Source organism: Variovorax sp. OK212, assembly GCF_900112425.1.
Taxonomy (GTDB): domain Bacteria; phylum Pseudomonadota; class Gammaproteobacteria; order Burkholderiales; family Burkholderiaceae_C; genus Variovorax.
The window spans coordinates 1-25,295 of the sequence record NZ_FOLP01000014.1; the positions used below are offsets into that span (position 1 = coordinate 1).

Consider the following 25,295-nt stretch of genomic DNA (forward strand, 5'->3'; position numbering starts at 1 on the left):
TTTCGAAGACCTTTTTCTCAACCCACTCAATCAACTCCTAAGAGCTCGCCCCGAAGAGCTTGATCGCTGCAACATCTTGCGATGCGCTGTCAGCCAAGCCCTCGAGTATATGGCAGTTTTTGGCTCGCGCAAGACTGGCCGAAAGTTTTCACGCGAAAAGTCTTCCGCCTTTCCTGCCTCTATATAGACCGACCCACCACCCCTATATAGAGAAGCCCTTCTCCCCTGGCCGCCCTCCCCTGGTGGCACCTCCGATAATTCGCGCCACATGGCACTCATCACACTCCTCAACGCCCAATTGGCGTTCGGTCACGTCCCGCTGCTGGATCATGCGGACTTCTCTCTTCTCGAATCGGAACGTGTCGGCCTGATCGGCCGCAACGGTGCGGGCAAGTCGTCGATGCTCAAGATACTGGGCGGCCTGGAGAAGGCCGACGACGGCACCCTGCAGCTGCAGCAGAACCTCCGGGTCGCCTATGTGGCGCAGGAACCCGCGCTGGACATGGATTCGGACGTCTTCACCGCCGCCAGCCAGGGCCTGGCTCCCGTCATTGCCGTGCGCGACCTGTACCTCTCCGGCGCGGAAGGCCTGGACCTCGACGCCCTGCAGTCGCAGATCGAGGCCTACGACGCCTGGAACTGGGAGCAGCGCGTCGAAGAAACGCTGCACCGCCTCCACCTCGACCGCGACGCGCGCGTCGGCTCCCTCTCCGGCGGCACCCGCAAGCGCGTCGCCCTGGCCCAGGCCCTGGTGGCCGCGCCCGACGTCCTCCTGCTGGACGAGCCCACCAACCACCTGGACCTCGACTCCATCGAGTGGCTCGAACAGCTGCTGATCGACTTCAAGGGCAGCATCGTCACCATCACCCACGACCGCAGCTTCCTGAACCGCGTCGCCACCCGCATCGTCGAGCTCGACCGGGGCAAGCTGAACTCCTACCCCGGCAACTTCGAGCAGTACCTGCTGCAAAAGGAAGAGCAGCTCGCCCAGGAAGCGGTGATCAGCGCCAAGGCCGACAAGCTCCTGGCCCAGGAAGAGATCTGGATCCGCAAGGGCGTCGAGGCCCGCCGCACCCGCAGCCAGAGCCGCATCACCCGCCTGCAGGAGCTGCGCGCCAGCCGCTCCGCCCGCCGCGAGGTGCAGGGCAGCGTCAACATGGACGTGGCCTCGGGCCAGTCCAGCGGCAAGATCGTGGCCGAGCTCACCGAGGCGACCAAGTCCTTCGGCGAGAAGACCGTCATCCGCGGCTTCAGCGGTACCCTCCTGCGCGGCGACAAGGTCGGCCTGCTCGGCCCGAACGGCGCGGGCAAGACCACCTTGCTGAAGCTGATCCTGGGCGAGCTCGAGCCCGACAGCGGCAAGATCCGCCGCGGCACCAACCTGCAGGTGGCGTACTTCGACCAGATGCGCGACAAGCTCGACCTCGACGCCACGCTGGAAGACTTCATCAGCCCCGGCAGCGAGTGGATCGAGATCGGCAGCCAGAAGAAGCACGTCAAGAGCTACCTGTCGGACTTCCTGTTCTCCCCCGCGCGCGCCAACTCCCCCGTGCGATCGCTCAGCGGCGGCGAACGCAACCGCCTGCTGCTGGCCCGCCTGTTCGCGCGCCCGGCCAACGTGCTGGTGCTCGACGAGCCGACCAACGACCTGGACATCGACACGCTCGAGCTGCTCGAAAGCCTGCTGCAGGACTACGACGGCACCGTGTTCCTCGTGAGCCACGACCGGACCTTCCTCGACAACGTGGTGACCAGCACCATCGCCTATGAAGGCGACGGCCGCTGGCGCGAGTACGAAGGCAGCGTGCAGGACTGGCTGGTCCAGTCCAAGCGCGCCCGCGAGATCGCCGAGCAGCGCCAGGCCTCCGCCCCAGCCGCCTCGCCGGCGGCGGCACCCGCCTCCGCACCGGCCGCGGAAGCCATCGCCCCCAAGACGGCCGGCGCCCGCAAGAAGCTCTCCTACAAGGAACAGCGCGAGCTCGAGGCCCTCCCCGCCCAGATCGAGGCCCTCGAAGGCGAGCAGAAGCGCATCACGGAAATGCTCGAGCTCGACGGCGGCGCCCTCTACGCCAGCGACGCCTCGCGCGCCACCGAGCTTGCCGAACGCCACGCGAAGATCGACGACGAACTGCTCGCCGCCCTCGAGCGGCAGGAAGAACTCGGCGCCGCGCGCTGAGTTCGACGCCATAAGGAAACGCCAGCGCGGTCGTCCGCCCGTCCGACGCGCGGCGCCCGCCGACTAGGCTATACATGCGGCTTCTCCCTCCAAGCCCCGGGAAAGCCGCATGCCTTCTTCCTTCCAGCCGTTTTTCCGCCGGTCCGCCGCGCTGCTCGCGCTCCTGATCCTCGGCGCCTGCGCGCAACTCCCGCAGAACGTCGAACGGCCCGTGTCGACCGCGATCCAGGCGCCGGCCACCGGCACCGCGCTGGCCGACCTGGTGCAGCAGCGGCGCCAGGCCGAGAAGGCGCGCTACGAATCCGGCTTCCTGCTGCTGGGCGGCCCGCAGGCCGCGTACGGCAGCCGGCTCGCGCTGGTCGAAGGCGCGCAGAAGACGCTCGACCTGCAGTACTACGCCATCCACGCCGACGCCAGCACCGGCCGGCTGGTGCGCGGCCTGCGCGCGGCGGCCGAGCGCGGCGTGCGCGTGCGGGTGCTGCTGGACGACTTCCACACCACCGGGCGCGACGCGCTGGTGCTGGGCCTGGCCTTCATTCCCAACATCGAGATGCGGCTGTTCAACCCGCTGGCCGGCTCACGCGACTCGACCTTCAGCCGCCTCTTCAACTCGATCGACGACGCCTCGCGCATCCAGCAGCGCATGCACAACAAGCTGTTCCTGGCCGACAACGTGCTCGGCGTCACGGGCGGGCGCAACCTGGGCGACGCCTACTTCGGCAATGCGACCAACGGCAACTTCGTCGATGTCGACGTGCTGGCGGCCGGCCCGATCGTGCAGGACCTGTCGGGCAGCTTCGACAGCTACTGGAACAACGAGCGCGCCTACCCGGTGCAGTCGCTGGTGACGCGCGACGAGCTGCAGGCCATGCGCGAGCGCGCGAAGAAGGCCGACCAGGAGCTGGTCGAGCAAGCCACGCGCGACCCGGACGACAAACCCGGCGCCGACGCGCCCCCCACCGCCGAGCAGCGCGCCCGCGCCTGGGACGAGAAGCCGCTCGACCTGCGCACCGCCACCTTCGTCTGGGCGCCGGCCGTGATGCTGGCCGACAAGCCCGGCAAGATCGCCGCCGACTCCGGCCCCGGCGCCGCCAAGGCGCCCGGCCTCGTGGTCAGCCGGCCCGACGACAAGGCGAGCGCCTCGCGCGGCGTGGCCTCGCTGGAAGCCGCCTCCGACCTGGCCGCCAGCGGCGACACCGTGGTCGAGGGCCTGCTGCAGCTGATCGGCCAGGCGCGCTCCGACCTGCTCATCATTTCGCCCTACTTCGTGCCCGGCAAGGACATGCTGCAGGCCTTCTCCTCGGCGCGTGCGCGGGGCGTGCGCATCCGGGTGCTGACGAACTCGCTGGCATCGAACGACGCGCCGGTGGCGCACGTGGGCTACGCACGCCACCGCGAGGCGCTGCTGAAGATGGGCATCGAGCTGTACGAGCTGCGCAGCGAGCAGACGAGCTTCGGCAGCGTGTTCGGCTCCACGGGAAGCAGCGGTGGCGGGAGCGGTGCAGGGAGCGGAGCGGGCAGCGTCACCGGCGAATCGCGCGCGATGCTGCATTCCAAGGTGCTGGTGATGGACGGCCGGCTGCTGGTGGTCGGCTCGATGAACCTCGATCTGCGCTCGCAGCTGCAGAACACCGAGATCGCGCTGCTGATCCGCAGCAACGAGCTGTCGCGCGCGGCGTCGGCACAGATCGAGCGCGGCATGGCCGAGCGCTCATGGCACGTGGAACTGGTCGACGGCGCGCTGGTGTGGCGCGCCCCGAAGGACAGCGACCTGAAGGACGCCACCACCGAGCCCGACACCAGCCTGTCGCTGCGGCTGATGCTCAGGCTCTTCGGACCGCTGGCGCCCGACGCGCTGCTCTGACGAAGCCCGGCAGCGTCAGTGCTTGTGCTCGTGCGCCGCACCGGCGGCATCGGCACCCTCGGGCGCGCCCACCGGCAGCGTGACGTCCAGCGCGGTCTTCACGCCCTTGGCATCCTCGAACTTCAGCGTCATCGGCACGCTGGCGCCCTTGGCCAATGCGCCCTTCAGGTCGGTCATCATCACGTGGTAGCCGCCGGGCTTGAGCTCGACGGTCTGGCCCGCTGGCAACTCGAGCCCGCCGGGGAGTTCGCGCATCTTCATGACGTCGCCTTCCATCTTCATCTCGTGCACTTCGGCGTTGCCGGCCGCGGGGGTCGAGATGCTCACCAGCTTCGTGCCGGTGGGCGCGGTGAGCTTCATGAAGGCGCCGGTGCCGCTCTGGCCCGGCACCGACTGGCGCACCCACGCGTCGCGCACGTCGACCGTGGCCACGCCCTGCGCCACCACGTTCAGCCTGGCGGCCGGGCTCTTCAGGCCGGCCGTCGAGTTGCCCGAGGCCGGCACCTCGGCCCAGTCGGCCGCGCCGGTGTCGCAGGTCTGCAGCACCTTGAACCACAGCGTGCCCGGCGCCGCGGGCACCTTGCCGCGCAGCACGAACTCGGCGCGCTCGCTGCTGGGCAGCGCGCTGTCGGGGGTCTCGGCGGTCCAGCGCACTTCGCCGTCGCCGCTCTTCTGCACGTCGAGCTTCCAGCCCTTGCGCGCCTGCGCGTCGCTCAGCACGAAGCCCTTGGGCAGGCGCACCGCCAGGCCAGTGGTCGCCTTGGCGCCCTGGCAGGCGTGGCCGACGCGGAAGGCCGCGCTGTAGTCGCTGCCCACGGTGGCGGCGCCCGGCGGCAGCGTGACGTGTGCGAAAACGGCGCTCACGCCCGTCAGCATTGCGCATGCCGCTATGGTTTTGAGAGTAGTCGTCAGATTCTTCGGGCTCATGTGGTGTCGTCCTTGAAGGTGGTTGTGGGAGTCAAAGGTCGAACTTGAGTTCGGCCACGTAGGTGCGTTGCGGGTACGGGTGGAAGGCCCAGTACCTGTTGTTGTTCAGGTTGTCGATGCCGAAGGACGCGCTCCACTGCCGGTCGATCCGGTAGCGTATGCGCGCGTCGACCACGAAGAACTTCGAGAAGCCCATGTACGCGAAGCCGTTGGGGTCGCTGTTGTCGAGCGTGCCGTACTGCTTGCCGCTGTAGCGCGCGCCGACGGTGTAGCTCCACCTGGCGTCGGGCCGGTAGGTGGCCAGCAAGGACGCGCGCACCTTGGGCACGCGCGGCTGGTCGTGGCCGACGCTGGCCGCAAAGCCGCTGTTGGCGGCGATCTTCGAGCGGGTCAGCGTGAGGCTGCCGCTCAGGTCGAAGCCCTGCACGCCCACGTCGACCGCGTTCAGCGCCACCTCGAGCCCGCGCGTGCGGATGGCGTCGACGTTCTGCACCGTGTTCACGAGGTTGCTGAGGGCCTGGCTGTACAGCGCGTCCCTGGTGTTCTCGAAGAACAGCGTGGTGCGCAGCACGCCGTCGAGCCCCCAGCCCTTCAGGTCGCGCTCGGCGCTGAGCTCGGTGGTCCACGAGCGCTCGGGGCGCAGGTTCGGGTCGGTGGCCACGATCTGGTTGCCATTGATCGAGCCCTGGTAGAGCTCGCTCACGGTCGGCATGCGCACGGCGCGCCCGGTCGAGGCCTTCAGCAGCCAGTCGGACGTGGCCTGCCAGGCAATGGCGGCCTTGGGCGAGTCGTAGCTGTTCTTGCGCGGCTTGAAGTCCAGCAGCGTGCTGGCATTGCCGAGCTGGCCGCCGTAGGCCTCCCAGCGCTCGTGGCGCAGGCCCAGCGTGGTCTTCCAGTCCTTCGAGAAGCGCCAGGTGTCCTGCACGTAGAGCGACTGCAGCCGGGTGTTGCCGTTGAAGGCCGAGAACGGCGTGACGGGCGATCCGCCGGTCCAGTCGAGCGTGTTGCCCACGCTGGTGCGCAGCCGCGCGGTGTCCTGCTGGAAGCCGAAGTCGACCACGTGCGCGCCCACGCCTTCGGCCGAGCCGGTGGGCCGCCAGGTGCCGGCCGCCTTGAAGGTGTTCCAGCCGGAGCCGCCCATGTCGGTGGTGCGGCCCGGGCCGCCGTTGAAGGCGCCGGGCAGAGCGGTGGTGGGCGTGCGCGAGGTGTCGCTCGAATAATCGAACAGGCTGGCCGCCACTTCCCAGTCGAACACGCCGCCGGTGTGGCTCTTCACCGAGAGGCCGTGCATGTAGTGGGTGAGCGCGGTCTCGGTGGGCGCGAGCGCGGCGCTCGGTGAATCGAGGTTGTACGTGCGCCCGGCGATGTTCACGCGCCCGCCGTACACCGGCCGGCCGAGGGCATCGCGCAGGTACGTGTCGACGCCGCCGTGCGTGGTGTTGTTCCAGGCGCCCAGCGTGTAGGTGGCGCGCACGGTGGGCGAGAAGTCGTAGGCCAGCTTGAGCTTGGCCTGCTCCTGCGTGGTGTCGTAGATGGTCGATCCGCCCACCAGCCACCACGGCTGGTTCGACGGGTTCAGCCCCGGCACCGCGCCGGTGACGGGCGTGCCCGCGTTGCCGACGCCACCCACGGTTCCGGCGCTCAGCAGCCGGTTGCCGAACACCAGCGCCTGCCCCTTGCTGTGGGTGCGCGAGGCGCTGAGCCACCACGACCAGTCGCCGCTGCGGCTGCCCAGCGACAGGTCGAGCTGCTGGCCGGCCGGCGACGAATGGCTGTTGTAGAGATCGAAGTTCGACACGAAGCCGCTGAGCTTCACGTGCGCCTCCAGCTGCGTGGGCATGCGCGTGACGTAGTCGACCACCGCGCCCACCGAGTTGCCGGGATACGCGGCCGAGAACGGGCCGTACAGCACGTCGACCCGCTCGATTTCTTCCGGCGACACCATGCCCCAGCGCGGCGCGTAGGTGGCGCCGTTGCCCAGCGGGTTGGACAGCATGATGCCGTCGGCAAACACCATCGAGCGCGCGCTGTTGCCCGTGCCCGAGGCGCGCGTGGCAAGCACGGCGTGGTTGAAGTCGCCGATGTAGCGCTTGCGCACCACCAGGCTCGGCAGGTACTTGAGCGCGTCCTCGCTGTCGGTGGCGTTGACGGTCTCCACGATCTGCTCGTGCGTCACGCCTTCGATGGTGGTCGGGATCTGCGCGGGCAGCGAGGTGGGGCGCCCGCCGGTCACGGTGACGGTGCCGAGCGCGCGGCCGCCGCCGGACGCTTCAGGCGTGTCGGCGACGCTCGCCTGCTGTGCCAGCGCGGGCGCGCTGAACGGGACGATGGGGAATGCCATGGCGATCGCCAGGGCACGGGAATGCTTTTTCACAGGGAACCTTCTCCACGAAACTTCGAGCCAAGAAAGCCGCACGCGCACGTCAGTCGTGCGCATGCCGCTATGGTTTTGAGAGCGTCAGGAGAAAGTCGGGGGTCCGCGCGCCGGCAACGGCGCGGCGGTGGCCGCGGCCAGGCGCGCGGCGGGAATCGGCTGGAGCACGCGGCCCAGCGGCAAGGGCAGATCGAAGGCGGGAACCGCCATGGCCGGCGGCGGGGCGCCGGTCAGCACGCACAGCGGGCAGTCCATGTGGGAGGCGCCCAGCTCCTGCGCGCCGTCCTCGGTGTGGACCACCACCTTGATGGAGCCGACGCTGGAGCACACCAGCTCCATCGCCTGCGGATGCACCAGCGGCGACGCCACCGCCACGCCCAGCGACAGCACGAACCACAGCAGCACCCAGCGGCCGAGGAGGCCGACGAGGCGGGTGGGCAGACGCTGCAGGTGCATGGCGGTCGCGATTATCTGCGCACTTTGCCCTTGGCGGCAGGGGCGGCGGCCTTGGAGGCGGCCTTGGAGGCGGCCTTGGGCGCGCCTTTGGTCGGTGCCTTGGCGGCGGCCTTGCCACCCTTGGCAGCCGGCGCAGCCTTGGCCGATTTGCCGCCCTTGGCCGCGGCCGCCGGTGCGCCCTTCTGGCCGTGCTGGCCCTTCACGGCCTTGCCGCCGCGCGCCGTGGCCCTGGGCGCCGCCGAAGGCGCGGGCATGGGCGCAATGGGCGCCGCGGTCTGCGCCTGCGCGTCGACCAGCACCGGCGTCACGGTGAAGCCGCGCGCGGCCATCAGCGTCGGCAGGCCCTGCGGGCCGATCATGTGCAGCGCGCCGACCGCCGCGAACACGCCCTTGCCGCTGGCGTGCAGGCGCTCGACGCCGTCGGCCAGGTTCGGGTTGCGGTCGTCCAGCAGGCGCTTCATCAGGCGCTGCTCGGCGGGCGTCTTCACGCAGTCGCACCAGTCGGCATAGCGCGCCAGCCGGGCCGCGTCGCTGCGCGCCCAGACGTCGGCCAGTTCCTTGATCTGCCCGCGCAGCTTGCCCGACTCCAGCTCGTCGAGCGCGGCATCGACCTGCTCGGCTTCTTCGGCTTCGGAGCCGCCGGTGAGCACCTTGAGCTGCTCGGCGGCGCTTTCGAGCGCCACGATCGGCTTGTTGCTGTTGCGCGCCGAGACGGCCAGCGATTCGTCGACGCCGAACTCGGGGTAGAGCCCGTCGGCGCGCGCCACCAGGCCGGACAGCGCCGTCACCTGAAGAATGGGCTGCATCCGCGACAGGCTGCCCGGCGGCACGCAGGCCTCGGAGGCCTGGCGCTCCAGCCGGCGCGCGCGCTCGCCGCTCAGCAGGCGGGCCAGCAGCTCGGGGTCGGCCGGGCGGGCCAGCGCCTGCGCGGTGGCGTCGTCGCGCGAGTCGAGCTCCAGCGCGAGCGTGTCGCTTTGGGTCAGCGCCTTCTGCACGGTCGGGCCGGGCCGCACCCAGTCGCCGCGGCCCACATGCAGCGTGCCGTAGAGCCACGAGGTGCGCCCGCCGCGCTCGATGCGCCAGAGCACGCCGCGGTCCACGCCGTTGCGCAGCGCCGTGCCCGGCTTCTCGAGACTGGCGATGGCCGACGGGGGGCAGGCGGCTTGGGCGGCGAGAGGGGCCGCGAATGTGAACACGCAGCACGTGCCCGCCAGGAGCTGGCGCGGCATGCGTTGCACGAGGCGCATCGGCGCCGAAAAATCGATGTCGCGCATCTTTGCGACGAGGATCCGGAGTATCCGCAAGGCTTGCTCCACGATGAAAGAAAGTCCGGCATTCTCACAGCACCGCTGCCCATAATCCGAAACCATGCAGAGCATCTTTCACCTTGCCTTTCACGTTCGTGACCTCGACGGCGCCCGCCGTTTCTACGGCGACGTCCTCGGTTGCGCCGAGGGCCGCAGCACCGACACCTGGGTCGATTTCGATTTCTTCGGCCACCAGGTTTCGCTTCACCTGGGCGAGCCCTTCGCCACCACCCGTACCGGCCGCGTCGGCGACGCGATGGTGCCCATGCCGCACTTCGGCCTGGCGCTCTCCCTGCCCGACTGGCAGGCGCTGGCCGCTCGCCTGGAGGCCGCCGGCACCGAGTTCGTGCTGAAGCCGCAGGTGCGCTTCGAGGGCCAGCCGGGCGAGCAATGGACGATGTTCTTCTGCGACCCGTTCGGCAATCCGATCGAGGTCAAGGGTTTCCGTTCCCTCGACTCGCTTTACGACAAGTGATCCCGCGCCGCGCCGCCCCCTGCAGACCCGCCGCGCCCACGGGCAAGCCGGGGCGATGGCTGCGGCTCGGGCTTGCGGCGCTGGTCCCGCTGTTCGGCGCGGCCGCCGCGCACGCGCAGCAGGACTGCGACCTCAACGGCCGCAGCGTGAACCCCTCCAACGGCGCCAGCACCGACGGCAAGACCGGCCTCATGCGCTGCAAGGACCGCGCTAGCGGCGAGCTGCAGCGCGAGGAACAGCTGCAGAACGGCGTGTACATGGGCCTGGTGCGCATCTACGAGAAGGGCAAGCTCGCCAAGGAGCACAGCGTCAACGCCAAGGGCAACATCCAGGGCCGCGCGCGCGAGTTCTCGCCGGCCGGCCGGGTGCTGCGCGAGGCCACCTACGACGACGGCCAGGAGCGCGGCCTGGTGCGCAGCTTCTACCCCGACGGCAAGCTGCGCCGGGTCGTCTTCTACCCCGACACCGGCAACGGCAGCGAGCGCGCCTCGGCCGAGTTCACCGAGCGCGGCCAGCTGTCGGCGCTGCGCTGCGCCGACGCGCCCACGCTCTCCCCGGCGGTCGACGACGCCAAGCTTTGCGGCTTCGCGGGCACCGGCGCGTCGCAGGTCGAGCTGTTCGACGCGCAGGGCAACCTGCGCTCGCGGCTCGCGTATGTGTCAGGCAAGCGCACGCGCTCGCAGAGCTTCTACGACAACGGCAAGACGGCGGTGCTCGACGAGACGGTGGGCAACCAGCGCACCGAGCAGAACTATTCGTCGGAGGGCGTGAAGCGCCGCGAAACGGCCTACCTGCTGGTGGAGCGCGCCAACGTGCGCGTGCGCGAGCAGGCGTTCTCGGAAAAAGGCACGCTGGTGCGCGACCAGCGCTGGAACAGCGCGGGCGAGCCGATCGTCGACGACAGCTACTACCTCAACGGCCAGCCGAGCAGCAAGTCGGCCTACGGCAGCAGCGGGGACATGCGCACGGTCGAGATCACCGAGTTCTACGACAGCGGCGAGCGCGCGGCGCAGGGCCGCTACCAGGTGGTGGGCCGCAGCCGGCAGATTCCGGTGGGCACCCACCAGCGCTTCAGCGAGAAGGGCAAGCCGCTGGCCGAATCGACCTTCGACGCCAAGGGCCGCATCACGCGCGAACGCGTGTGGGACGAGAACGGCGAGCTGCAGCGCGACGACGAGGTCTTCGAGGACGGCTCGCGCAAGGCGTTCGCCCAATAGCAGCCGACAGGCCGCACAAGGCGAACGCCCGCTGCGGGCGTCAGGGCGTCAGTCCAGCTTGATGCCGGCCTGCTTGATGATCGGACCCCAGCGGTTCGACTCCGCGCGCGACAGCGCCGCGAACTGCGCCGGCGTGCCGGGCATCGCTTCCATGCCGAAATCTTCGAAGCGCTTCTGCACGGCGGGCGTGCCGAAGGCCTTGTTCAGGTCGCCGTTGAGCTTGTTCACCACCGCGGCGGACAAGCCGGCCGGGCCCAGGATGCCCTGGAACGCGAACACCTCGGTGTTGGGCACGCCCACTTCGGCCAGCGTCGGCACGTTGGGCAGCAGCTTGCTGCGCGCGCCCGAGCCGATGGCCAGCACGCGCACCTTGTTGGCCTGCATGATCGACAGGCCCGAGGCCAGGTCCAGGAACATGCAGGGCACCTGCCCGCCCATCACGTCGGCCATGGCCGGTGCCGCGCCGCGGTACGGAATGTGGGTGATGAAGGTGCCGGTGCGCACCTTGAACATTTCCATCGCCAGGTGGTGCGGCGAGCCGTTGCCGGGCGAGGCGTAGTTGACCTTGCCGGGGTTGGCCTTCACGTAGGCCAGGAACTCCTTGAAGGTCTTGGCCGGGAAGTCCGGGTGCACCACCAGCGCCAGCGGGAACTTGCCGATCGCGCCGATGTAGGTGAAGTCTTTCTCGGGGTTGAACGGCAGCTTGCTGAACAGGTGCTCGTTGAAGGCCAGCACGGCGTTGTCGGCCGACAGCACGGTGTAGCCGTCGGGCTTGCTCTTGGCGACCAGGTCGGCGCCGATGTTGGTCGAGGCGCCGGGGCGGTTGTCCACCACGATCTGCTGGCCCAGCGTCTGGCGCATCGATTCGGCCAGCACGCGCGCGATCACGTCGGTGCCGCCGCCCGCCGGGTAGGGCACGACCCACTTGATGAGCTGCGCGGGATATTCCTGCGCATGGGCGAAGGGCGAGGCGGCCACGGCGGCGCCGGAGGCGAGCGTGGCGAGAAGGGTGCGGCGATCCATGGATCAGTCTCCAGTTGCTTTGTTGATTGAGAGGCTTGCTTACGAAGCGGACAGCGATGGTACGGGCAACGCGTGCAGTGCGTCGGCCAGCGCGGCGCGGCAGCGCGCCTCGTCGCCGACCTGCTCGAACAGCAGCAGCGCGAGCCGCGCGAGGAACAGCGATTCGCGCTCGGCGCCCGCTTCGGTGATGGCGCGCGCGCACTCGGCGTAGAGGCGGTCGCGGGCATCGGGGTGCAGGGGGTGAACGGGAGAGAGGGGCTGGGTCGTCGTGGTCATGCGGACATCTCCTGGACTTGCCGGACCGCGGCGCGGGCCAGCGCGGGTTGCAGCGCGCCCGCGGGCAACCGGTGCCAGCGCGCGGCCACGTGGCCGTCGGGGCGCAGCAGGTACACCGCGCCGTCCTGTGCGCCGAGCGCGTCGAACACGGCGGGCGATGCATGCGCGTCGGCGCCTTCGGTGCCCAAGCTTGCGATGCGGCGCACCACGAAAGGCAGCGCGCCTTGCAGTGCCTGCGCAATGTCGGCCGCCGGCAGCACGGCCAGGTCGGGCCGCAGCACCAGCAGCGTGAAGCTCGGGGCGATCCAGTCGCTGAGGTGGCCTTGCGCGAGCGGCTGCTCGGGCATGACCTCGCCCGGCAGCGGGCCGGCGGGCAGGTCGTTGCCCTCGCCTTCGCCTTCGCTCGAGAGCGGCGAGCCGGCATAGCGCACGGCCTGCGTCTGGCGCGGGTTGATCAGCTGCGCGATGCCGCGGTGCTTTTCCGACAGCGACAGCGCTGCCTCGCGCAGCAGGTCGAAGCCGCGCGACGGCGGCGACATGAACTCGGTGCTGCGCATCGCGTTCTCGGCGTTCACGTGGAAGGCCGCGATGCGCTCCTGCGAGTACGAGTCGAGCAGGGCCGCGTCCGACAGGCCCTTGGCCGCGAACGCCAGCTTCCACGCGAGGTTGTCGGCGTCGTCGAAGCCCGAGTTGAGCCCGCGCACGCCGAAGATCGGCATCGCATGCGCCGCGTTGCCCGCGAACACGATGCGGCCGTGGCGGTAGCTGTCGAGCGTCATCGCGCCCGCGCGGTAGACCGAGGTCCACACCGTCTTCCACGGCAGGTGGCCTTCGCCGATGGCGTCGAGGTGGCGCTGCACGAACTCGGCCACGGCCGGCGGCTGCAGCGCCTCCTCGGTGCTCTGGCCGGGGCGCAGCTGGTAGTCGATGCGCCAGATGTCGTCGGGCTGGCGGTGCATCAGCACGGTCGAGCCCGGGTTCCACGGCGGGTCGAACCACGCGCGGCGCTCGGTCGGGTGGCCGCTGTGCAGCTCGATGTCGATGATCACGTAGCGGCCTTCGTAGCCCGTGCCTTCCAGCGCGAGACCCAGCGCCTTGCGCACGAAGCTCTGGCCGCCGTCGCAGGCCGCGAGCCACTGGCCGTGCAGCCGGTAGGCGCCTTCGGCGTTGCGCACGTCGAGCGTCACGCCCTCGTCGTCCTGCGCGAGCGCGGTGAGCTCGGTGCCCCAGCGGATGTCGATGAGGCCCGGCGTCTGCTCGTTGCGGCGGAAGATTTCCTCCAGCAGGTAGTGCTCGGCGTAGTACTGCTCGAGGTTGATCATGGGCGGCAGCTTCTGCTGCGCGTCGGTCGGCATCTCGAAGCGGAACACCTCGGCCGTCTTGTAGAAGCTGCGGCCCACGCTCCACGGCAGGCCCTTGGCCATGAAGTTCTTCAGCACGCCCAGGCGCTCCATGATCTCCAGGCTGCGCCGCGAGATGCAGGCCGCGCGGCTGCCCGCGCACACCGTGTCGTCGGCTTCGAGGATCACGCAGCGCACGCCGTGGTTCGCAAGCCCCAGCGCCAGCGCCATGCCGACCGGCCCGCCACCGGCGATCACCACCGGATGGCGACCGGGTTCGACATCACCCTCCAGCGGCGGCGTCCAGGGCTTGTAGCGCGTGTAGTGGAAGGCGCCGACGGAGGGCGGCAGTTCGGTGGCACTGGCCGGCGGCGGCACGGGGCCGCTGGCGGCATCGCCCGGGGTGGCGGCGGAAGGGTTCGTCATGCGACGGGATTGTCCCGATGCGCGGGCCGCCGCAATGTCATAACTTCGTACGAGGTATTTACCCCTAGCCCGAATTTCCCGCTTTGCCTTTTCCTCACTTCCGATCCGCATGAGACGCTGGCGCATCCACCCCACCGACACCCCGCTGGCCGCCGCCGTGGTCGGCGACGCGCTGTCCGGCGTGGGCACGGCGCACCTGGCCAACAGCTACCTGAAGGCGATGCAGCGCGTGATGCCCGTCACCTTCTGCACCGTGTTCTCGGTGAGCGCCACCGGGCGCATCGAGACGGTGTCGGCCGCCAGCAGCTACGGCAGCACGGCCGAGCGCACGTCGGAGCGCTACGTGGCGCAGCGCTTCGACCTGCTCGACCCCAACATGGCATGGCTCGCGGCGCGCAAGCTGCCCCAGCGCGCGCAGCTGTGGCTGGGCCACCAGCGCGCCGACGAGGTGGCCGACCCCGCGTACCGCGCGGTCTGCTACGGCGACGTGGGCATTCGCGAGCGTGCGTCGGTGCTGTTGCTGCTGCCCACGGGGCAGCGCGTGGCGGTGAGCTTCTACCGCAGCCTGGCGCAGCCGGAATTCGATGCGGCCGATTTCGCCCGCATCGAGGCGCACGCCACGCTGCTGGCCGACGCCACCGCGGCGCACGGGCGCAGCGTGGTGGCGGTGCGCGAGGCCGCGGAGCCGGCACTGGCCTCGCGGCTGCTCGCGCTGAGCCTGCGCGAGCGCGAGGTCATCGGCCACCTGATGGCGGGCCGCACGGCGAAAGAAGCCGCCCGCGAACTCGGCGTGGAGCTGACGACGGTGCGCACGCACCAGTACCGGGCGTTCCGGCGGCTGGGGATCCGGTCGCAGAAGGAGCTGCTGCGCGGCGCGCCTTCCCCTTCTTCCCCTTCCGCCGCTTCCGCCGCTTCGGTTCAGTCCTCGGAAGCCGCCTCTTCCTGAGCCTTCGGCGGTGCGTCGCCCTGTTGCGGCTTCACCAGCGACACCGGCGCCTCCTTCGGCCGTCCGCCGACCGCCACGATCTCCTGGTCGATCGCGCCGAACAGCGAGCGCCCGTCGGCACCCTTCATCTCGATGCGGATGGTGTCGCCGAACTTCATGAACTCGGTGTACGGCTGGCCGGTCTGGATGGTCTCGATGCAGCGCTTCTCGGCAATGCACGAGTAGCCCTTGGGCCAGTCCATGTGGCCGTTCTTCTCCACGCCCTTGTTGCTCACGGTGCCGCTGCCCACGATGCTGCCGGCGCGCACATTGCGCGTCTTGGCGATGTGGGCGATGAGCTGGCCGAAGTGGAAGGTCATCTCGGGGCCGGCGTCGCACATGCCGACCTTGCGGCCGTTCCAGCTGCTTTGCAGCGCCAGGTGCACGCGGCCCTTCTGCCAGGCCTCGCCGATCTCGTCGAGCGTCACGGCCACGGGGCTGAAGGCGGTGGCGGGCTTGCTCTGGAAGAAGCCGAAGCCCTTGCCCAGCTCGGCCGGGATCAGGTTGCGCAGGCTCACGTCGTTGGCCAGCATCACCAGGCGGATGCCCTCCAGCGCCTGCTCGGGCGTGGCGCCCATGCGCACGTCGCCGGTGACGACCGCGATCTCGGCCTCGAAGTCGATGCCCATGGCCTCGCTGGGCACGACGACGTCGTCGGTCGGGCCGAGGAAGTCGTCGCTGCCGCCCTGGTACATCAGCGGGTCTTGATAAAAGCTCTCGGGCACCTCGGCGTTGCGCGCCTTGCGCACCAGCTCCACGTGGTTCAGGTAGGCCGAGCCGTCGGCCCACTGGTAGGCGCGCGGCAGCGGCGCCATGCACATGGCGGGGTCGAAGGGGAAGGCGTGGCGCGTGCGGCCGCCGTTGAGGGCGTCGTACAGGTCCTGCAACTGCGGGCTCATGAAGCCCCAGTCGTCCAGCACCTGCTGCAGCCGGCTCGCGATGCCGGTGGCGTAGTGGGCGAGCGTGAGGTCGCGCGAGACAACGACGAGCTGGCCGTCGCGGGAGCCGTCCTTCAGGGTGGCGAGTTTCATGGTGCGGTGCGATGCGTGCGTGCGTACGTGCGTGAGGACGAAGGACACGGCGCACGCACGAGGCCGGGCGCCGCTCCCACTTAAACTGGTTGAACGGGCGGCAGTGTACCGAGGTGGTCTTGGTGAACCTCCGTGCCGGCGCCCCACTCCACACACTGATGTCGACGTCCGTCGCCCCGTCCTCGTTGCCTTCGCTGCCCCCCGGCCTGCCCGGGCGTCCGTCGTGGCGGGCGATGGCCGGGCTCACGCTGCTGGTCGCGCTGCTGCACCTGCTGCTGCTCGGGCTGGCGCCGATGGCCATCGGGCCGGAGCCCTCGCCGCTGGCGAACAAGTTCATCACGCGCACCATCGTGATCGCGCCGCCCGCCTCCGACACCCCCCCGGCGCCGGCTGCGGCCGCACCGGCCGAGGCCAGGCCGGCACCGCCGCCCAAGCCGAGGCGCCCTCGCGCGCCGACGCCGCCCCGCCCGAAGCCGACCCCGGCCCCGGCTGCCGTGGCACCGGAACCGGACGCATCCACGCCACCGCCCACGGACGCACCCGAACCGGTAGCCCAGGCCACGCCCGACGCAGGCGCGGCGCCACCCGATGCGGCGGCGAGCGCGCCAGCGGCTGCATCGTCCCCCGCCGGAGGCACCGGAACCGGCACCGCGGCCGCCGGCGGCGAAGCCTCGGGCACCATCGCCGGCACCGAGGCACTGAGGATTCCGGGCTCGGTCACGCTCGACTTCGAAGCCACGGGCCAGATCGGGGCCTCGCCCCAGCGGGGCGTGTTCGGCGAACTGGTGTGGCTGCAGGACGGCACCCGCTACGACGGGCGGCTGACGCTCAAGGCCGTGTTCTTCACCTTGCTCAACTGGCACAGCACCGGCCGCATCGGCCCTTCAGGCCTGGAGCCGGAGCGTTACTCCGAAAGCCGCAAGTCCGAGGTGGCCTCGCATTTCGTGCGCGACCAGGGGCAGGTCGTGTTCAGCAGCAACGTGCCCCCGGTGCCGCTGCTGCCCGGCGCGCAGGACCGCATGAGCGTGATGATGCAGCTCGGCGGGCTGCTGGCGGCCAGCCCGCAGCGCTACCCGGCCGGCACCCGGATCTCGGTGCAGACGGTGGGGCCGCGCGATGCCGATATGTGGGTCTTCGTGGTCGGCGAGGAGGAAAAAGTGAGCCTGCCGGCCGGCGAGTACGCCGCGCGCAAGCTCACCCGCATCCCGCGCAAGGAGTTCGACCGAAAGCTAGAACTGTGGCTGGCCCCGGCCTACGGCTACCTGCCGGTGCGCATCAAGCAGACGGAACCCAACGGGGACTTCGCTGACGCCCAATTGCGCAAACCCCTACCCGCCGGACCTGCAAACTGAGGAGAAAGTCACATCATCGGGACCAAAGGCAAAAAGTAAACCGTTAGTTTTACAAAAAGACAACCAGACTTGAAACTGGCGCGTTGATTGCTATCTAACCCCCATGAACGCCATCGACTTTCTCACAGGGCCCGCCATGAACATGCTTTATGACTCGGAGTCTTTCGTCGTCGTGCACGTGCAGCCCAATGAAGGCGACGAGCCGGCGCAGCCCAATGTGCCGGTTCTGGAACGCCACGGCTTCGAGATCGTGGACAAGCGTTCGGGCAAGGAGGTCTACCTCGACGGCTCGTGGGCCGAACTGTTCCAGCAGCAGATCGCCGCCTGGCAGCTCAACACCCCCACCCAGGAAGAAGTGGAAGACACGCTCGAAGGCTATGCCGAGCTGGCCCACACGCCGGTCCTGGTGCACTGAGGCAGCCAAGCCCCTCGGCTTTTCCGGTCTTCCGGCAGCAAGAAGCGCCCCGCGGGGCGCTTTTTTCATTCAACTGCCGCCTTCGGCAGCTTTTCAGCGGTAGATCCACCGGAACATCGGCCCCACCAGCAGCAGCACCGCCACCAGCCGGCACACCTGGAACGCCGTGACCACCGGCACGCCCAGCTGCAGCACCTTGGCGGTGATCGACATCTCGGCGATGCCGCCCGGCGAGGTGCCCAGGATCATCGTGGCCGGGTGCAGCCCCGTCGCCCAGGCCAGCAGCCACGCCACCGCGCCGCACAACACCAGCATGCCCAAGGTGCCCAGCGCCACCGAGCCCAGCCAGCGCGGCGCCGTGTGCAGGAACTCGCGGCTGAAGCGCACGCCCAGGCTCACCGCGATCACCAGCTGCGCGGCGTTCGACATCCAGCCCGGCACCGCCGACAGCGACTGCCCGGCCACGGTGAACGCCATCGCCACCAGCAGCGGCCCCATGAACCACGGGTTGGTGCGCTTCAGCGCGCGCATCGCCAGCCCGCCGATGCCGGTCGCCGCGGCCAGCAGCGCCAGCCCGCCCAGGTCGACGTCGCGCGCACCGGGCGGGTTGATCTCGAGGCCGTGCAGCCCGCTCCACTGCATCGCGAACGGGATCGTCACCGTCACCACCACCAGCCGCAGGCTGTGCGCGGCGGCCACGAGGTCGGTGCGCGCGCCGGCCGATTCGGCCATCAGCGTCATCTCCGACGCGCCGCCGATGGCGCCCGAGAAGTAAGTCGTGGCTCTCATGGATCTCGGCGGCACGTGGGCCATGCGCACCGCGTGCATCCGGTGCAGCCAGCGCCCGAAGCCCCAGCCCAGCAGCAGTGCCCAGGCAATGGCCAGCGCAATCGCCCACCACACGCCCGCCACCAGCGACACCACGTGCGGCGTGAAGTACAGGCCCAGCGCGGTGCCGATGGTCCACTGCCCCGCGTTGCGCAGCGGCGTGGCGCTGGCGGTCGGCGCCCCGGCCATCGAGGCCAGCGACACCGCGAGCAGCGGGCCGATCATCCAGGGCAGCGGCGTGTGCAGCGCCAGGCAGGCGCCCGCGGCGGCCAGCGCAAGGAGCAGCGTGGCCAGCACGCGAACGAGGAAGCGAGGAGACAAGGGCGGGCGCGTACAGGCGAAAGCGGAAAAGGACGGCACGGCGTGCGCGCAGCGACCGCATAGTATGGCGCGATGCGTCCTCCACACCGGCCCGCGCGGGCCTCCCGCCTGCTGTTCCCCCCGCTCGCCCTGCTCGGCCTGCTCGCAGTTGCCACCTTCGCGGGCTGCGGTGCCTTCGCGCCCGGCGCCGACGCGCCCGATGCCCCCATCGCGCGCCGTGTCGACGCGCTGCAGCCGGTGGGCGCGCTGCTGCTCGGCGAGCAGCACGACGCGCCCGAGCACCACGCGATCGAGCGCGAGACGGTCGAGGCGCTGGTCGCGCGCGGCCACCTCGCCGCGCTGGCACTCGAGATGGCCGAGGAAGGCCGCAGCACCGCGCACGTCGCGCCCACCGCCACCGAGGCGCAGGTGCAAGCCGCGCTCGACTGGAGCGACAAGGCCTGGCCCTGGGCCAGCTACGGCCCGGCGGTGATGGTGGCGGTGCGCGCCGGCGTGCCGGTGGTCGGCGCCAACCTGCCGCGCGCCCGCATGAAGGACGCGATGGCCGACGTCTCGCTCGACGCGCAGCTCAACGGCGAGGCCTACGCCGCGCAGCAGGACGCCGTGCGCGACGGCCACTGCGGGATGCTCCCCGAATCGCAGATCGTGCCGATGACGCGCATCCAGGTCGGCCGAGACCGCGCGATGGCGCAGGCCATCGTCAAGGCCAGGCGGCCGGGCCAGACGGTGCTGCTGATCGCCGGCGCGGGCCACGTGATCCGCACGCTGGGCGTGCCGCAGCACCTGCCGGACGAGGTCAAGGTCGCGTCGGTGCGGCTGATGGCCGCGCCCGCGACCACCGCCACGGTGGCCGGCGACTTCGACAAGACCTGGTTCACGCCGCCGCTGCCCGAGAAGGATTACTGCGCGGAGTTCAAGCGCCAGTCCAGGCCGCAACCGAAGGCCTGAACGCTCCCTCCGCGTCACGGCGCGCACAAAAAGAAAGCCGCAAGCCCGAAGGCCTGCGGCTTTCTTGTCGTCCAGCGGGTCCATGGACCCGCGGCCCCGCCTCGCTCAGCGCGCCGAGATCGTCGACACCGACGCGTTGCCCGTGGCCGATGCCGTGATCTGGTTGCCCGCCGTGCGCAGCGTGCTGCCGCCCACCGCGCCCGACACGCCCACGCCGAAGTTCACGCTCGTCACCGTGGCGGTCACCGCGCCTGTGTTGACCTGGTAGTTGGCCACCGCGGCGCTCGGCGTGCCGGTGTTCAACGCGGTCTGGGTCAGCCGGTTGGTGGCGCTGTTGCCCACCGCCTGCGCGGCCAGCGCGTTGCCCGTGACGCCGACCGTGCCGTTCGAGACGCCCGCGCCCAGTGCCGTGCCGTTGAGCGCCACCTGGTAGCTGGTGCCCATGCTTTCGGCCTTCACCGCGCCGGTGTTGGTCTGGCTGTTCAGGATGGCCGCGCTCGCGCCCACGTTGAGCGCCAGCGGCGTGCCCGCGAGGCTCGACGAGCCCACCGCCGCCGCGGGGCCGTAGCCCGCGCCGCCGCTCGACTCGAGCACGTTGGTCGCCGCATTGCCGCGCGCCAGTGCGGCGGTGCTGTTGCCGTCGATCGACACGCTGCCGCCGTTCAGCGGCACCGCGCCCGCCAGCGTCACGCCGGCCATGGTGCTGGCCGTGGCCGTCACCGCGGCGCTGCTGGCCTGCACGTTGGCGATGCCGGCGCTCGCACCCTGCGTGGCGCCGCTCGCCACCGACAGCGTGTTGGCCGCGCGGTTGGCCGAGGCTTCGGCGAAGGTGCTGTTGCCCGACACGGTGAGCGCGCCGTTGACCAGGCCCTGCGTGCCGGCCACGGCGCGGTCGTCGTTGTAGATCGACGTGCTGGCCGTGCTGCCGACCGTCGCGGCGGCCGTCTGGCGGTTCGACAGCACGTGGTCGCCGGTGGCGCTCACGTTGTCGGGGCCACCCGTCTCGGCCAGCGTCGCCGTGCCCGTGCTGCCCACCGGCCGCGTGTTGACCGCGGCCACGCCGAGCGTGTTGGTCGCGTCGTTGGTCACGGCCAGCGCGGTGTTGCTGTTGCCCGAGAGGCGCACCGCCGAGTTGCTCGACGCGGCCGGCGCGAACAGCTCCAGCGTGGACGACGCCGTCACCGGTGCCGTGCCCGACTGCGACGACTGCAGCGCCGAGCGCGCCGCCACGTTCGCGCCTTCGAGCGCCACGCTGTTGAGCGCCGTGTTGGCCACGGCCTTCGCGCTCTGGCTGTTGTTCGACACGCTCAGCGTCGAAGTGCCCACGCCCGACAGCGCCGCGGTGTCGATGCCCGTGCTGCCCGTTGCCGTGGCCGACACCGCGCCGGTGCCCTGCTGCACGTTGGCCAGCACCTGGTCGGCCAGCACGGCCACGGCCGACGCCGGGCCCGCCAGCGCCGTGGCCGGCAGCGCCGAGCTGCCCGCGATGGTGCCGCTCTTCACCGCGAGGCTGTTGGTCGCGGCGCTGCCGGTGGCGGCGGCGCCGGTGCTGTTGCCTTCCAGCGTGGCGCTGCTGCCGGCCAGCGCGTTGGCACCGGTCAGCGTGAGGCGGCTCACGTTGTTGGCGCTGGCGGTCACCGCGGCGTTGCTGTCCTGCGCGTTCAGCACCACGGTGTGCGCCGACTGCGACGCGCCGCCGGCCAGCGAGGCCGCGTTGGTCGCGCGGTTGGCGGCCGCCTCGGCGTAGGTCGCGTTGCCGGTGATGGCGAAGCTGCTGTTGGTCAGCCCCGCGTTGACGGGCACCGCGCGGTCTTCGTTGTAGAGCGCGGTGTCGGCCGTGGCGGTGGCCGAGGTGCCGGCCGACTGCACGTTCACCAGCACCTGGTCGCCCAGCGCGAGGCTGGCGGACGGCACCGCGCCCTGCAGCGCCACGCCCGGCAGCGGCAGGCCGCCGCCCGAGCTGCCGCCCGCCACGCTCAGCTTGTTGTCCACGTCGTTGATCACGCCGAGCGCGGTGTTGCTGTTCTTCGCGATGCTCACCGACGACCCCGTGGCCGAGGCCTGTGCAAAGGCCTGCATGAACGAACGCGACGACACCGCCGCCGTGCTGCCCTGCGCCGACAGCAGCGCCGCGCGGGCGGCAACGTCGGTGGCCGTGAGCGCGATGGCGTTGCTGGCGGTGTTGGCCACCGCCTTGGCGCCCTGCGCGTTGTTCGACACGCTCAGCGTCGAGCCGGCCATGGGCGCACCGGGCAGGGTGTCCACGCCGAAGGCCGCCGCCACCCTGGAGGAAATCGGCGCCGTGCCGGTCACCAGCTGCACGTTCGACAGCGCATGGTCGGCAATGGCACCGGCCGCGCCCGCCACGCTGGCCGCGCCGCCCAGCGGCAGGCCGTTGCCCACCGCAATGGCCTCGCCCTTCACGTCGATGCGGTTGGCCGCGGCGTTGCCCGTGGCCGAGCCGCTGGCCGCATTGCCGTCGACGCTGACCTGCGAACCCTGCAGGCTCGCACCGCCCAGCACCACTCGCACGCCGTCCTTGTTGGCGAGCGAGGCGCCCTCCTGCCCCGTCAGCGAGGTGACCGTTGCACTGGTGAGCTGCAGGTTCTGCACCGCCGTGGTGGTCGCCACGCCCAGGCCGTCCACGCTCACGCCGTTGACCGCGCTGTTGCTCGTGGCGCCGGCCAGGGTGGCGTTGCCGCTGGCATCGATCTTCGAATCCGCGACCGCGCCCACGACGGTGGTGAGCACTTCGGCCCCGCCGCTGCGTTGCGCCGACACCGTGCCCTGGCCCGACTGCGCGTTCTGCACGCTGAAGGCGGCGTTGGTGTTCAGCGTGTTGCCCGTGAGCGTGGCACCGCTCAGCGCGAAGCCCGCCGTGTCGATGTTGTTGGCCTTCACCGCCACCGTGTTGCCGGTGGCGCGGCTGCCGTAGGCCAGCGCCTGCGCCGTGTTGCCCGAGCTCGACACCGAGCCGTCGGCCAGCGTGCCCGTGACCGTGGTGCGCACCACCGTGCCGCCGGCCGCGATGGCCGAAACGCCGGTGGCCGCGCCCGCGACCGCCTGCGTGTTGGTGACGTTGGCCACCGCCGCGTTCGCGCCGCTCACGTCGCCGAGCTTCAGCGTGAGGCCGCTGGCCGCGTCGTTGCCGTAGGTGGCGGCGACCAGGGCGTTGCGGTCGTTCACCACGCTGGCGTCGGACACGTTGCCGCCGACGGTCACCGCGAGCGTGTTGGTGCCGGTGGCCGAGGTGTTGATGTTGGCCTGCACCGACTGGTCGTTGAGGATGCCGTAGGCCGCGCGCACCGTGGGTTGGGTCGCGCCGTTGTTGTCGAACGGCAGGCCGCTCGCCACGTTGACGTTCACGCTCGACGCCGCGCCGGCCGAAGGCGTGGCCGCCAGCGCACCGCCGGTCACGCCCAGGGTGTTGGTGGCCGCGTTGCCGTAGGCAATGGCGCGCTGCAGGTTGCCGCTGAGCGTGGCCGAGCCGCCCGCGAGGTTGCCGTTCACCGTCACGCGCGCCTCGGGGTTCGACAGGCCCGCGCCGACGCCCGAGTTCGCATCGGCCATCTGCACGCTCGCAATGCCCGCGCCCGTGCCGACGGCGTTGCCGCTCAAGGTCAGCGTGTGGGTGGCGCCGTTGCCCAGCGCCACCGCTTCCTGGCGGTTGTCGCTCATCGCCAGCGTGCTGTTGGCGACGTCCGCGCCGCCGCCGTTGGCGATCAGTGCCAGCTGCGAGCCCATGTTGATGGCCGCGACGCCGCCGTCGTACAGGCCCTGCAGGTTGCTCATGGTCACGGCGCCGCCGGCGGACACACGCCCGTCGGAACTCGTGCCGCCGGTGAGCACGGCGTTGCCGTTGCCGATGGCCACGCTGCCGGCCTGCAGCGCCAGGCTCTGCGTGACCTGGTTGCCCTGCGCGGTGGCCGCCACGGTGTTGCCGGCCACCGTGACCGCGCTGCCGCTGGTCTGGCCGGCGCCGGGCGCGGGTGCCTCGCCGGTCTGCGCGCCGATCACCGAGGGCGTGATGAACGCCGTCACCGGGGCCGAGAAGTTGGCCTGCTGGTTCGACACCGCCGCGGTGCCCGTGAACGAGGCCGCGTTCTTGCCGGTGGCGATCGCGCTCGACGCGGTGTTGCCGGTGGCGTCCGCCGTGATGCCGTTGTCCGACAGCGTGACCGCGCCGGCCTTGCTCGACTGCACGCCGGCCAGGATCAGCGCGCCGTCGGTCTGCGCGAAGGTGGCCGCGCCGATGTTGCCCTGGCTGTTGACGATGGCCAGGTCGCTGTTGACGTTGGTGGTCACGCCCACGCCGTTGTGCGTGCTGTTGTTGGCGGCCGTGGCGGCGGTGCCGGTGCCCGCCACGCTCAGGTCGCCGATCACGATGCGGTTGCCCGCCACGCCGGCCGCGCCGAGCGCCTCGTTGCCGGTGGCCGCGCTGGAGATGTCGTTGCCGCGCACCGACAGCGAACCGGTCAGCACGTTGGCACCGCCCGCTGGCGCGCCGCTCACGATGCCCATGACGACCGAGCCCGTGTTGACGGCCGAGTGCGTGGCCAGGATGCCGTTGCCGTTGGCCTGCAGGTTGGCGACCACCGCCGAGCCCGCGAAGGACGCGCTGCCCTGGATCTCGGCCGTGCTGGTGGCGCTGTTGGCCTTGAGCACCGCGGAGATCGAATTGCGTTCGAGCACCGCCGCCGTGCTCAGCGTGTTGCCCGCGTTGGCCGTGAGCATCAGGTCGACCAGGCTGCCCTGCACGCGCGCCTCCGAGCCGCCGCCGGTGGCCGACTGCAGCGAGGTCACCACGATGTTGCCCTTGGCGTCGAACAGCTGCGCGCCGGCCGGGTAGGTCAGCACCGAGCTGCCCGCCTGCGGCGCGGCGCCGGTCGCGGCCGTGCCCGACACCACCGAGCTGCCGCTGTTGAGCGTGGTCGCCGCCGAGATGGTGTTGTCGGCATTCACCACGCTGCCGCTTTGCAGCACGGCCGACTCGAGCACCAGCTTGCTGTTGAGCACGCTGCTGTTGATCACGCCCGTGTTGGTCGACACGCCGAGCGTGGCCGCGTTGTTCACCGGCAGGGGCGTGGCCGGCTGGATGCCGTTGGCGAAGCTGTTGCCGGTGGCGGTGGCGCCGATCAGGTTGCCGGTGGTGCTCGCGGCCACGGGGTTCGGGTTCGACGGCGTGCCGGTGGAGGTGGTGCCCACCGTGGCGTTGGTGATGGACGCCGCGACGTTCGCGGCATTGGCGTTGCCCGAGTTCACCGTCGGCGTGCCGGTGGCCGTGCCGTGGTAGGTGGCATCGACCAGCGTTTCCGCGGCCTGCGCCCCGGAGGCGGCGATCAACGCCGTCGCCACGGCCGTGGCGATGGTGCTGCGGCTGAACATGGGCGCGCGTGCGGCCCGGCTTTGGATCTTGCGTGCTTTCATGGCGTGACTCCTCGGGTGTTGGAAGCGGTCAGGGTCGGAAAAAAAGAAGGCGGCGCGCACGGCTGCGCATGGGCACGGGCGCGCTGCGGGAGACGGGGGAGATGAAGGGAATTGGGGGAATTGCGGG

The 25,295-nt window shown here is 70.8% G+C and carries 19 protein-coding genes; 9 read left to right on the forward strand and 10 right to left on the reverse strand.

Features of this window, described 5'->3' with window-relative positions:
- From BM004_RS41830 to BM004_RS29120, 3 genes are all read left to right on the forward strand, one after another.
- Nucleotides 1-187 (forward strand): hypothetical protein (locus tag BM004_RS41830; protein ID WP_218152742.1); only part of this gene is annotated, 187 nt, incomplete at its 5' end.
- A gap of 81 nt (nt 188-268) precedes the next feature.
- Nucleotides 269-2,176, forward strand: a complete 1,908-nt coding sequence (locus BM004_RS29115; protein WP_093218695.1) for an ATP-binding cassette domain-containing protein — start codon at nt 269-271, stop codon at nt 2,174-2,176.
- Between the two features lie 109 nt (nt 2,177-2,285).
- Nucleotides 2,286-4,040: a phospholipase D family protein gene (locus BM004_RS29120; protein ID WP_093218697.1), complete on the forward strand. Its 1,755-nt coding sequence runs from the start codon at nt 2,286-2,288 to the stop codon at nt 4,038-4,040.
- Between the two features lie 15 nt (nt 4,041-4,055).
- On the opposite strand, the gene BM004_RS42520 is transcribed toward BM004_RS29120, so the two are convergent.
- From BM004_RS42520 to BM004_RS29140, 4 genes are all read right to left on the reverse strand, one after another.
- A complete protein-coding gene (locus BM004_RS42520) occupies nt 4,056-4,904 on the reverse strand; it encodes a copper chaperone PCu(A)C domain-containing protein (RefSeq protein WP_371270948.1) in 849 nt (282 codons plus the stop codon).
- Nucleotides 4,905-4,998: 94 nt separating this feature from the next.
- On the reverse strand, nt 4,999-7,308 hold the full coding sequence (locus tag BM004_RS29130) for a TonB-dependent receptor (protein WP_093218700.1): 2,310 nt from the start codon (nt 7,306-7,308) through the stop codon (nt 4,999-5,001).
- 117 nt (nt 7,309-7,425) lie between these two features.
- The gene (locus BM004_RS29135) at nt 7,426-7,797 is read right to left on the reverse strand and encodes a DUF2946 family protein (RefSeq protein WP_093218702.1); all 372 of its coding nucleotides are present in this window, start codon (nt 7,795-7,797) and stop codon (nt 7,426-7,428) included.
- 11 nt (nt 7,798-7,808) lie between these two features.
- On the reverse strand, nt 7,809-9,101 hold the full coding sequence (locus BM004_RS29140) for a TraB/GumN family protein (RefSeq protein WP_256220095.1): 1,293 nt from the start codon (nt 9,099-9,101) through the stop codon (nt 7,809-7,811).
- 64 nt (nt 9,102-9,165) lie between these two features.
- Between BM004_RS29140 and BM004_RS29145 the strand changes: the two genes are divergently transcribed.
- Nucleotides 9,166-9,579: a VOC family protein gene (locus tag BM004_RS29145; RefSeq protein WP_093218705.1), complete on the forward strand. Its 414-nt coding sequence runs from the start codon at nt 9,166-9,168 to the stop codon at nt 9,577-9,579.
- Entirely contained in the window at nt 9,576-10,796 is a 1,221-nt protein-coding gene (locus BM004_RS29150; RefSeq protein ID WP_371270952.1) for a toxin-antitoxin system YwqK family antitoxin, read from the forward strand. The genes BM004_RS29145 and BM004_RS29150 overlap by 4 nt, the downstream gene beginning before the upstream one ends.
- A 48-nt stretch (nt 10,797-10,844) precedes the next feature.
- On the opposite strand, the gene BM004_RS29155 is transcribed toward BM004_RS29150, so the two are convergent.
- The 3 genes from BM004_RS29155 to BM004_RS29165 are packed head-to-tail and all read right to left on the reverse strand — an operon-like array spanning nt 10,845 to nt 13,861.
- Entirely contained in the window at nt 10,845-11,819 is a 975-nt protein-coding gene (locus tag BM004_RS29155) for a Bug family tripartite tricarboxylate transporter substrate binding protein (protein ID WP_093132855.1), read from the reverse strand.
- Between the two features lie 39 nt (nt 11,820-11,858).
- Nucleotides 11,859-12,095 (reverse strand): hypothetical protein, encoded by a 237-nt coding sequence (locus BM004_RS29160; RefSeq protein ID WP_093132853.1) that lies wholly within the window; start codon nt 12,093-12,095, stop codon nt 11,859-11,861.
- Entirely contained in the window at nt 12,092-13,861 is a 1,770-nt protein-coding gene (locus BM004_RS29165) for an FAD-dependent monooxygenase (protein WP_093218707.1), read from the reverse strand. Before BM004_RS29165 ends, BM004_RS29160 begins: the two co-directional genes overlap by 4 nt.
- Before the next feature lie 109 nt (nt 13,862-13,970).
- On the opposite strand from BM004_RS29165, the gene BM004_RS42115 reads away from it, so the two are divergent.
- The gene (locus BM004_RS42115) at nt 13,971-14,807 is read left to right on the forward strand and encodes a helix-turn-helix transcriptional regulator (protein WP_256220096.1); all 837 of its coding nucleotides are present in this window, start codon (nt 13,971-13,973) and stop codon (nt 14,805-14,807) included.
- Here the strand turns inward: BM004_RS42115 and BM004_RS29175 are convergent.
- Complete coding sequence (locus BM004_RS29175) at nt 14,780-15,877, reverse strand: fumarylacetoacetate hydrolase family protein (protein ID WP_093218840.1); 1,098 nt, start codon at nt 15,875-15,877, stop codon at nt 14,780-14,782. The two genes, BM004_RS42115 and BM004_RS29175, sit on opposite strands and share 28 nt — an antisense overlap.
- Before the next feature lie 158 nt (nt 15,878-16,035).
- Between BM004_RS29175 and BM004_RS29180 the strand changes: the two genes are divergently transcribed.
- Nucleotides 16,036-17,229: a DUF3108 domain-containing protein gene (locus BM004_RS29180; RefSeq protein WP_093218708.1), complete on the forward strand. Its 1,194-nt coding sequence runs from the start codon at nt 16,036-16,038 to the stop codon at nt 17,227-17,229.
- Nucleotides 17,230-17,365: 136 nt separating this feature from the next.
- The gene (locus BM004_RS29185; protein WP_042673834.1) at nt 17,366-17,644 is read left to right on the forward strand and encodes a BTH_I0359 family protein; all 279 of its coding nucleotides are present in this window, start codon (nt 17,366-17,368) and stop codon (nt 17,642-17,644) included.
- Between the two features lie 93 nt (nt 17,645-17,737).
- Here the strand turns inward: BM004_RS29185 and BM004_RS29190 are convergent, their stop codons facing one another.
- Nucleotides 17,738-18,793: an AbrB family transcriptional regulator gene (locus tag BM004_RS29190; protein ID WP_093218710.1), complete on the reverse strand. Its 1,056-nt coding sequence runs from the start codon at nt 18,791-18,793 to the stop codon at nt 17,738-17,740.
- 72 nt (nt 18,794-18,865) lie between these two features.
- Here BM004_RS29190 and BM004_RS29195 point away from each other — a divergent pair, with 72 nt between their 5' ends.
- A complete protein-coding gene (locus BM004_RS29195) occupies nt 18,866-19,741 on the forward strand; it encodes a ChaN family lipoprotein (protein ID WP_093218712.1) in 876 nt (291 codons plus the stop codon).
- A 105-nt stretch (nt 19,742-19,846) separates the two neighbouring features.
- Here BM004_RS29195 and BM004_RS29200 read toward each other — a convergent pair whose 3' ends face one another.
- On the reverse strand, nt 19,847-25,168 hold the full coding sequence (locus BM004_RS29200; protein ID WP_093218713.1) for a beta strand repeat-containing protein: 5,322 nt from the start codon (nt 25,166-25,168) through the stop codon (nt 19,847-19,849).
- Nucleotides 25,169-25,295 lie beyond the last annotated feature (127 nt).